Origin of the sequence: Trichococcus sp. (genome assembly GCF_049589555.1) — a bacterium.
Classification (GTDB): domain Bacteria; phylum Bacillota; class Bacilli; order Lactobacillales; family Aerococcaceae; genus Trichococcus.
In genome coordinates this window covers 1-9187 of record NZ_JBAWAZ010000190.1, presented here as the reverse complement: position 1 = coordinate 9187, position 9187 = coordinate 1, and the positions used below count along the sequence as shown (strand labels likewise).

Sequence of the window (9187 nt, the reverse complement as noted above, 5' to 3'; positions counted from 1 at the left end):
GAACCATTGAAGGAAGCACGCTTGAAATTTGCAGCCGGCGAAATCGACGCAGCCGCTTTGGACCAAGTGGAAACGGAAGAAATCACGAAACTGGTCAAAGACCAAAAGGAAAACGGCTTGAAAGGTTTCACTGATGGTGAATTCCGCCGCTCTTGGTGGCATATCGATTTCATCGAAAACCTGAACGGATTTGAAGGCTATGTGCCGGAACACGGCTATGATTTCGGGGATGTGGAAGTCCGCAAGTACGCTTTCCGCAACGTCGGCAAAATCTCCTTCAATCCGAACCACCCTTTCCTGGCTGCTTTCAAATCATTGAACGAAATCGTCGGTGACCAAGGCGTGGCGAAATTCACGATCCCTAGCCCGAACGAAGTTTTCTATCCAGGCTACCGCAACGAAGAGATCTATCCATCGGTTGAAGCGTACCAAGCGGATGTGCAACAAGCCTACATCGACACTGTCCAGGCTTTCTACGACCTAGGCTGCCGTTACCTGCAATTGGACGATGTGCACTGGGGCTTCCTTTGCAATTTCGCGAATGATTCGGAAGAGTACAAAGCTTCCAAACGCGTTGCTGCTGAGAACGTTCAAGCCATCATCGAAGCAAAACCTGCTGATCTTGTCTTGACGACACATGTCTGTCGCGGCAACTACAAATCCCATCACTCATTGGAAGGCGCTTATGATCCGATCGCAGAAGAACTGTTCGGACAAACAAGCTTTGACGGTTACTTCCTGGAGTATGATACCGATCGTTCCGGCGGGTTCGAGCCGCTTGCCTTCTTCAAAGGTCACGGCCGCATCGTCCTGGGGCTGGTCACTTCGAAAACGGCGGAACTGGAAGACAAAGAAGAAATCAAAGCCCGCATCAAAGAAGCCAGCAAATATGTGCCTTTGGATCAATTGGCGTTGAGCGCGCAATGCGGATTCGCCTCCACCGAAGAAGGCAATTTGCTGACGGAAGCAGAACAATGGGCTAAAGTACACCATGTCGTGGAAATCGCCAAAGAAGTCTGGCCCGAAGACTAGAAGCAGAATATCAAAACGCACAATCGGTCGCCGATTGTGCGTTTTTTTGGTTGATTTAACCTGGATGGCGGAAGCTCCAGCTGACGGTCGGCAATCGGCAGCCCGAACTCCGGTGAGGCTTGATTCGCCGGAGTTCAAGCTGATTTTTCTTCCGTGTCCTCCGGTGAGACGTTGTCCGCCGGAGGACAGGAGTTCTCACTCTCCCGTTACTCCGATTGGATCGCTCTCGCCGGAGCTACGAGCCTCCTCCCGTTTGGCTGCCTATCTCATTTGCATCCGGCTTCACCCCTGTTGCCGATGCTTTTCCAGCAGATCGTAGTCGATCGGATTATTCCGCAGCATCTCATTAGCGATGGCGATGACTTCCGCACCGGCTCCCACCTTAAAGACAAGCTGCGGTTCAATCGGAAAGTTCACCTGGATGTCCGCTTGCTTCGTCAATTGGCGGTCCATTTGCCGGATCAGGATATCCAGGCTTTGGATTGCGACATTGAACGGCGAAGCCAGTTGACGGTCGACTGCATCATAGATCATTGACACGGACAGCAGCACACTGAAGAGCGAACGGTCAAACAGCGGAATGGGCAAATTCATCATCACCCCGCCATCGACCAACTGCCTCCCGTCTAAGGATGCGGTGGAGAAAATCATCGGAAACGCACAGGATGCCGCCACGGCCATCCCCAATTCGATATCATGCGGATAGATGAGCCAATCTCCGGTTGGACTCGTGAAAAACTCGGGTTTGTTGGTGAAAACAATCAGTTCGCTTGTATGGATGTCAACTGTCGTGATTGCGACAGGCAAACGGCAATCGGAAAGCATCCGGCAGCCTATTTTTTCGAATAATTGACAGGCCATCTGCTGCAGGTTCTGAAGTTCAACGAAACCGTTATTGTGTTCCCGAACATGCTGAAAGAGCAGATAGGCGGGCCTGCTGAAGACCCCGCGATCAGCAAATTCCCTTTCCTCGTCCAATAAGGTTTCCTCGATTTCGGATGCCGTTAGTCCGCTGGCCACCAAAGCCGCTATGACCGCTCCCATCGAAGTGCCTGCAACTGCGTCGATTTTCACATGATGCTTCTCCAGATCATGAAGGACGGCAAGCTGCGAAAAGGACTTCAAGCCTCCTCCAGCCAGACTGAGCCCAAACAATCCCTTCCCTTTTCCTCCTTGTTGCGGCGATTCCATATGCGTTCCCTTCCTTCAAAAAATAGTTTTCTACTATAATTATCGCTTATTTCAGCGGAATCCACAAAAAGGAAGAACGCTGAAGCCCAAAGGTACATCGCCACAACGCAAAAAAGCAACCTACTGGCTGCTTTTTTGCCACCTCTATAGACCGTTCTCTTGCAATCATATCTCAGTCTCGTTGAACTCCGAATTCAGAATTAGTATGTCCACCCTTCTATTCTGGGCGCGGCCTTCGGAAGTCTTGTTATCTCCAGTTGGACGATATTCGCCATATCCAACTGCAGATACTTTTGTCGGATCAATACCGGACTGATCGATTATCACTTTTGCAACATTGCTTGCCCGCATTACCGATAGATCCCAGTTCGAATCATATTCTTCATTCTTCATGGGTACGTTATCTGTATAGCCTTCCACCCTTATATAACTCTGTTTCAAGAAAGGTTGATTCAGTAATTTAGCTACTTCCACAAGACTGGGGATCTGTTCTGATTTAATCTCTGCTTCGCCGCTTTCGAAGAACATCGAACCATTGAAACTTACGACCAATCCTCTTGTTTCAATCGAGGTTGTGATATCATCCGACAATGAATTTTCGGCTATGTATTCATCAATCAGTTCCTTGACCTGCTCCTCTTTTTCGAATTCAGATAAAGTCGCGCCCTCTTCATTTTCCCCTGTCTGCGGATTCGCCTGCACTAAAGGTTGCTCCGATGCTGTTTCGACTCCCATATCGACTGGTTTTTCTCCGCCATTGTCATCAAATATAGCGCCGAATTCAGCGCTGATGGAGTGCTTTAACTCTGTAGATTTGCCTTGATCCATCCTGCTCATCGCATACATGACAACAAAAAAAATCATTAATAAAGTGATAAAGTCTGCGTATGAAAGAAGCCATCTTTCACTGTTGTCGTGTTCTTCTTCCTTCTTCTTGCGCCTGCTCATGTAGCGCTCACCACTTCTTTAGCAACAGTCGTATTTGAACCACTTATACCGTCTTTTTCATCGCCATTCAGAAAACCCATTAATTTTTCTTGAATAGTTTTTGGGCTCACCCTTTTTTCTAATAATAAAATGCCTTCCAATATTAATTCCTTTTCTAAAAGCTCTTTTTGATTGTTTATTTTCAATCGGTTACCCATCGGCAGAAAAATAAGGTTTGCACTTGCTAATCCGTATAATGTTGCAAGGAAAGCCGATGCAATGCTTTTTCCTAAACTTGACATATCTGCTTCAGCCAACCCTTCAAGTACATGCACCAGCCCCAAAACGGTGCCCACAATCCCCATGGTTGGTGCTGTCCCGCCTGCAGAATTGAATATACCGGCCCCAATTTTATGCCTCTCTTCTATACGGTCGATTTCATTACCAAGCGAATCGCTTATCGATTCATGTGATTCTCCATCAACCAGCGATTGAATCCCTTTTTTCAAAAAAGGATCGGCATCCGGATTCAGTGATACTTCTGATTCTAAACTCAAGAGGCCGTCTTTCTTACTTTTGACTGATAATTCATAAAAATATGCTACCAGTTGATTTAAATCCCCTTGCTCATACAATAATCCTGATTTCATAATACGCCCTATTTTTTTAAGATCGCTCACAGGAAAAGCGAGCATGGAACTTCCTATTGTACCACCAAAAACAATCAGGGCAGGTGTCCATGATATCAATGCACCAACGTGTCCGCCTTCTCCTAAAAAACCTATAATTAACGCGCCAAAGCTTACCACCAATGCAATTATGACACCCATTGAATTTTTACCTCCGTTTATAATGATATCGCATAGTCATACGATATCATTGTCGGCAATTTAGCTGAATTATTAAGTACATTTCGCAATGATTACCCAATTTTTTTCTGTAATGGAGGCAGTTTGGAGGATCCTAATAGCTCTGACATCTTAATCCATCAAAGCCGACAAATAGGGCGCATATGCAAAAGAAGAACACCTCCCTCATTTTGGTGAGGAAAAGTGTTCTTCTTCTATTACATACAATACAGCATTTTCAGCGCCGCAATTCGTCATTTCATCGTTAGGTTTACTCGAATCCCAAGATAAAGATCCCTACCATAATCATCGCGATGACCGCGTATTGTTTTGCGGTCAGTTTTTCTTTCAGGAAAATCCGCGAAAGGATGACGGATACCATACTATAGGAAGAAATGAGCGGTGCAACGATGACTGCGTTCGCGCTGATCGCAAAAACATAGAAGAACTGCCCTAATGTTTCGAAGATGGCTGCCAAACCGCGGTCTTTCTGATCGCGCAAAGCGAAGGTTTCCTTCTTGATCCGGACAAGATAAATCCAAGCCATAATGGCAACAATCAGCCAAGTCAATTCATAAGAAATGTTCGCCTGCATTTCGTCCATCCCTCTGTCGAAGACCCACGCATCCGCGAAAGTCCCCAGCGAATCGATCAACGCATACCCCAGCGGGAACAACAAAGCGATTGCGCCGTACTTATATTTCCGGTCAACCATTTCCTTGTTCTCTTTCCGTTCCGCCTCTGCAAACCGTTGTTCGAATACCGACAGCAGAATGACTCCGACCGTGATTAGTCCTACCGCGAAAAATTGAAGGCCGGTCATGGACTGACCCAAGAAAATGAAAGTCAACAAGCCGGATACTGCTCCGGACGAGTTCTGTACAGGTGAAGAGATCGACAATTCCAGAAAACGCAATCCGGCATAGCCAACCGCCATCGATAAGATGTACAAAGCCGATACAGGCAGATACGTGATCATGTTGCTCGGGTCGTAGACCACTCCCGAAGTCAGCATGACATAGACTGCATGGATCCCCATGACCGCACCGACCATGATGACGATCTTCAGATAACTGTATCTATCTTTCGGATCGCTCCCCTTTTTATAAAACAAATCCGCTGTGCCCCAGGCCAAAACGGAAACAATCGCAAATAAAAACCACATGCTCCATCCATCCTTTATAAAATAATTTCTAAAACTTACTTACTAATTATACTGGAAGGATGGAGAATGCAATAAAAATAACGCGATGTTAACAATATATTAATAGACTCATCATAAGCGGCAGTCAACATTGTCGCTTACGATAGATAACTGAAGCGTGTTTCTGTACCTGCAAAACGGAACCGGCAACGGATGTTAATCCCCTAAGCTGCCGCTTCAAGGTTTAGTCGCGCACTCTTTTGCCCATATAGACGAGATCGCGCTCGATGCCGTCGAGTTCGGCCACTCTCGGTAAATATCCCCATTGTTCAAAACCGAATTTTTTCATCAGCCCGATGCTTGGTGCATTGTGGCCGAAGATGAGGCAGACCAGATTCGTGATGTCTAGCTCTTCGCAAGCAGCCAATACTGTTTCCATGATCTGCGTACCCATTTTTTTGCCGCGGTAGTCTTCATGGATATAGATGCTCAATTCTGCCGTCTTGTCATAAGCGGCACGCTCGTGGAAAGCCTGAAAGCTCACCCAAGCACAGATTTTCCCATCCTCTTCAAAAACCCAGATTGGTCTGTAGCTGGGCGAATGGTCCAGGAACCAGCCCATTTTTTGTTTAACGGTCACCGGTTCCAAGTCAGCCGTCACCATCCGGCTGGATATCGTCTGATTGTAGATGGCGACGATATCTTCCACATCGTCCAAAGTTGCGTTTCTATGTGTAAGGGTCATAGTTTATTCCTCCAAAAATCAAAGATTCACAGCCCGACTTCTCGAAGGACTATACGCTATTTTACCAGTTTGTCACAGCGATGTGCCATCTATTTTCACGAGAGTATGCAAATAGTGTTTCCCTGTTCCAATTTCTGCAGGATTGCCGCAGTTTTTCGTAATCTTCCCAATGAAAATCGGTTATACTGGATACAAGAATGGGGTGGATAACATTATGAATGAACAAATATATATCGCAGAAGATGAAGATGGCATCCGTTTGACGGTGAAGACGTTTCTGGAGAGCGAGGGCTATGTGGTCTCCGACTTTCCGAATGGCGACCTGCTTTATGATGCTTTCCTCAACAAACAACCGGACCTGGTCATCCTGGATGTGATGATGCCGGGATCGAGCGGTTTCGAGATCACAAAAAAAATCCGCGACGCCAGTTCGGTTCCGATCATCATCCTGACCGCAAAAGACAGCGATATGGATTATGCGACGGGCATCAACCTTGGGAGTGATGATTATTTCACAAAACCGTTCAGTGCCATCGCCCTGAATATGCGCGTGAAAGCGATGCTGCGCCGCATCAAGATGGATCAGGAACGCCTGCCTTCCCGTCAGGAAGAAGCGACGCTGCGGATCGGCGATATCGAAATCGATCTGGCAGCCATGTCCGTCAAACAGAATGGTGTCTCCCTCAACCTGACACCGAATGAATACAATGTGTTCGTTTATCTCATAGAAAACAAAAACCGTGCCGTTTCCAGGGACGAACTTTTGGACTCGATCTGGGGCTACGGCAAGGACATCGAGACGCGGGCCTGCGATGATACAGTCAGACGGCTGCGCAAAAAACTGGCCGGTTCCACAGTCGAGATCGAGACCGTTTGGGGATTCGGCTTCACCGTGAAGGAGTCGTCTGCAAGATGAAGATGAAGACATCAAAAAAAAGTTTGAAGATCCGGCTTCTGACGACCGTCACTTTATTATTGGCGGCAGTCTTTGCCTTCATTTATCTGGTGTTCAATTTTTTCTTCACCCAGTACATCGAAACGACAGCGGCCTCACTGCTTGCCGAAGCGAGACAAGATTACATCGAGCGTCCCTTCGACGAGGACAAAAAATTGGAACCGGAGCCCGCTGCATCGGATGCAATCATCGTGGATGAGCCAAGGGACAAGAATAAAGAACCGCATACAGCCTTCGCATCCAGTGTCCAAAAGACGATCATTTCCGAAGATTTTGAAATATTGTTCCCGCAAATTCAGGACACAGGGTTCAGTGAAGATGATTCCTTGACGAATTTCGTTTCCGGACTGGAAAATTCCGACATCACACTGGCATTGACAGCCGATGGGAAATTGGAATTGGAGGATAATCTCTACTACTATTCCATCGCCCCCAACGCCGAGGAGGAAGGTACCTACGCGGTATTCTTCCTTAACATGTCCGATCTGTTCGTCTTCGAGCAGAACCTGAATCAGATCCTTTTGATCATCATGCTGATCGGGTTGGTGACCATCGCCACCATCACCTACCTGCTCGTTTCAAGGATCACGAAGCCTTTGCAGACGCTGGCCTTGTTCGCAAAAGAAATCGGTGAAGGAAACTATCAAACGATTGATGAGGAATTCATCGATCTGGAGCTCCATGAACTGAAGACTACCATGAACGAGACCACAAAAAAACTCAAGCTGTACGACGCCGATCAGCGTACGTTCTTCCAGAACGCTTCCCATGAACTGCGGACACCATTGCAGATCATCAAGACAAATGCGGAAGGCATCGAAATCGGCATCATCGATGACAAAAAAGGTGCCATCGCGATCAAAAACGAAACCGACAAACTGGGCACACTTGTAGAGGATATCCTTTACCTGTCGCGCCTGGAGACCCGCTCTTCAGACCGATTGACCAGCACAAACGACATCCGCGAGACGTTGGCCTATACAGCTGAACGCTACGCCAGCGTCAGCAATCAAAAAAATCTGCAGGTGCTGTTCGACTTCCAGAAGGATCCTGTTCTGTTCCATTACGATGAGCGAGATTTTGAACGGGCTTTCCAGAATCTTATCTCCAACGCCCTGCGTTACGCAAAAGGCATCATTCGCCTGGGCTGCAAAGAGATAGACAACCGGATCATGATTACCATCTACAATGATGGCGAACCGATTTCCAAGGCAGACCTGCCACATATTTTCGACCGCTTCTACAAAGGCAACAAAGGCGTGCATGGCATCGGACTCTCCATCGTCCAATCGATCGTTCAGACCTACGGCGGACGCGTTGAAGTCATGTCCTCCGCAAAAGGAACAACTTTCACGATCATCCTGCCGCAACAACATACATCCAATTAATAGAATATGAGAACATGGACCGAAACACTGACCGCCCCCATAGGCCAGCGTTTCGGTCTCTTTTTGTCGTTAAATTCGGAACTCTTTCAACTTTACGCATCTTTCCGCTCATTTTGCTCCATTTTTGCAACAACTCTCTGCCCTGTTTACGGAGAATTGTTTCCCGAATCGGCATAGAATAAGGACATCAAGAGAAACAAGAAACGAGGTCGAGCGTTATGAGCGAAATATGCTACCGCAATGAATTCAAACATGAAATTTCCCAAAAGAACAAAGTCATCCTCACAAGTCGGCTGAGAAAGGTCCTGAAGCATGACGAGAATTCAGTAGGCAACAGCTACAGCATCAGGAGCCTCTATTTTGACACGATTTATGATGATGCTTATTGGGACAAAGAGGATGGCCGAAGTTACCGCGAGAAGTTCCGGATCCGTTATTACAACAATGACGCTTCCTTTATCCGCCTAGAAAAAAAAGTCAAGGACGGAGCAGTCGGTTACAAACAGAGCGCCTGCATCACGAAAGAAATTGCTGACCAGCTTATCAAAAAAAAATATGACTGCCTTGCTGATGCCAGTCACCCATTGCTCCAAGAGTTTTATGCAAAGAGCAAAAGCCAATGCATGGAACCAAAAGTAATCATCACTTATGAACGGGAAGCTTTCGCCTATGGCCCCGGGAACACGCGCATCACACTGGATTTTGATATGCACGCCAGCACGCAAGTATCCTCTTTCTTCCACGATGGCCGTATCGGAATCAGGGAACCCGGAATCGACTGCGTACTGGAAGTCAAATTCGACAATTATCTGCCGGGTTGGATCCAGAGTCTGGTGCAGACAGAAGAAACAAACAGCACCTCGCATTCAAAATACGTCATCGGACGACATTTAAACCAAATTTGAGAAAAGCGGAACGGGTTCGTTCAGCCCTGAAAGAATTTTAGGAAATCGTGCC

The 9187-nt window shown here is 47.0% G+C and carries 9 protein-coding genes; 4 read left to right on the top strand and 5 right to left on the bottom strand.

The features are described from left to right. On the top strand, positions 1-1032 hold a 1032-nt coding region (locus tag WBV27_RS07360), incomplete at its 5' end, for a 5-methyltetrahydropteroyltriglutamate--homocysteine S-methyltransferase (RefSeq protein ID WP_424200769.1). A 282-nt stretch (positions 1033-1314) separates the two neighbouring features. Here the strand turns inward: WBV27_RS07360 and WBV27_RS07355 are convergent. From WBV27_RS07355 to WBV27_RS07335, 5 genes are all read right to left on the bottom strand, one after another. Next, entirely contained in the window at positions 1315-2223 is a 909-nt protein-coding gene (locus WBV27_RS07355) for a patatin-like phospholipase family protein (RefSeq protein ID WP_424200767.1), read from the bottom strand. 165 nt (positions 2224-2388) lie between these two features. Next, positions 2389-3171 (bottom strand): flagellar motor protein MotB, encoded by a 783-nt coding sequence (locus WBV27_RS07350; RefSeq protein ID WP_424200765.1) that lies wholly within the window; start codon positions 3169-3171, stop codon positions 2389-2391. Beyond that, a complete protein-coding gene (locus WBV27_RS07345; RefSeq protein ID WP_424200763.1) occupies positions 3168-3980 on the bottom strand; it encodes a motility protein A in 813 nt (270 codons plus the stop codon). The genes WBV27_RS07350 and WBV27_RS07345 overlap by 4 nt, the downstream gene beginning before the upstream one ends. A gap of 289 nt (positions 3981-4269) precedes the next feature. Beyond that, on the bottom strand, positions 4270-5163 hold the full coding sequence (locus tag WBV27_RS07340) for a GRP family sugar transporter (RefSeq protein ID WP_424200761.1): 894 nt from the start codon (positions 5161-5163) through the stop codon (positions 4270-4272). 223 nt (positions 5164-5386) lie between these two features. Further along, positions 5387-5887 (bottom strand): GNAT family N-acetyltransferase, encoded by a 501-nt coding sequence (locus WBV27_RS07335; RefSeq protein ID WP_086987431.1) that lies wholly within the window; start codon positions 5885-5887, stop codon positions 5387-5389. A gap of 214 nt (positions 5888-6101) precedes the next feature. On the opposite strand from WBV27_RS07335, the gene WBV27_RS07330 reads away from it, so the two are divergent. The 3 genes from WBV27_RS07330 (at position 6102) to WBV27_RS07320 (ending at position 9135) form a co-directional block, all read left to right on the top strand. Then, complete coding sequence (locus tag WBV27_RS07330) at positions 6102-6803, top strand: response regulator transcription factor (RefSeq protein WP_424200759.1); 702 nt, start codon at positions 6102-6104, stop codon at positions 6801-6803. Next, on the top strand, positions 6800-8230 hold the full coding sequence (locus tag WBV27_RS07325; protein ID WP_424200757.1) for a sensor histidine kinase: 1431 nt from the start codon (positions 6800-6802) through the stop codon (positions 8228-8230). The genes WBV27_RS07330 and WBV27_RS07325 overlap by 4 nt, the downstream gene beginning before the upstream one ends. A 218-nt stretch (positions 8231-8448) precedes the next feature. Continuing rightward, complete coding sequence (locus WBV27_RS07320) at positions 8449-9135, top strand: polyphosphate polymerase domain-containing protein (RefSeq protein ID WP_424200755.1); 687 nt, start codon at positions 8449-8451, stop codon at positions 9133-9135. Positions 9136-9187 lie beyond the last annotated feature (52 nt).

What these genes read in the sequence shown, in the direction of transcription:
- WBV27_RS07355 (WP_424200767.1), bottom strand. Translation starts at nt 2,223, where the DNA reads ATGGAATCGCCGCAACAAGGAGGAAAAGGGAAGGGATTGTTTGGGCTC.
- WBV27_RS07350 (WP_424200765.1), bottom strand. Translation starts at nt 3,171, where the DNA reads ATGAGCAGGCGCAAGAAGAAGGAAGAAGAACACGACAACAGTGAAAGA.
- WBV27_RS07345 (WP_424200763.1), bottom strand. Translation starts at nt 3,980, where the DNA reads ATGGGTGTCATAATTGCATTGGTGGTAAGCTTTGGCGCGTTAATTATA.
- WBV27_RS07340 (WP_424200761.1), bottom strand. Translation starts at nt 5,163, where the DNA reads ATGTGGTTTTTATTTGCGATTGTTTCCGTTTTGGCCTGGGGCACAGCG.
- WBV27_RS07335 (WP_086987431.1), bottom strand. Translation starts at nt 5,887, where the DNA reads ATGACCCTTACACATAGAAACGCAACTTTGGACGATGTGGAAGATATC.
- WBV27_RS07330 (WP_424200759.1), top strand. Translation starts at nt 6,102, where the DNA reads ATGAATGAACAAATATATATCGCAGAAGATGAAGATGGCATCCGTTTG.
- WBV27_RS07325 (WP_424200757.1), top strand. Translation starts at nt 6,800, where the DNA reads ATGAAGATGAAGACATCAAAAAAAAGTTTGAAGATCCGGCTTCTGACG.
- WBV27_RS07320 (WP_424200755.1), top strand. Translation starts at nt 8,449, where the DNA reads ATGAGCGAAATATGCTACCGCAATGAATTCAAACATGAAATTTCCCAA.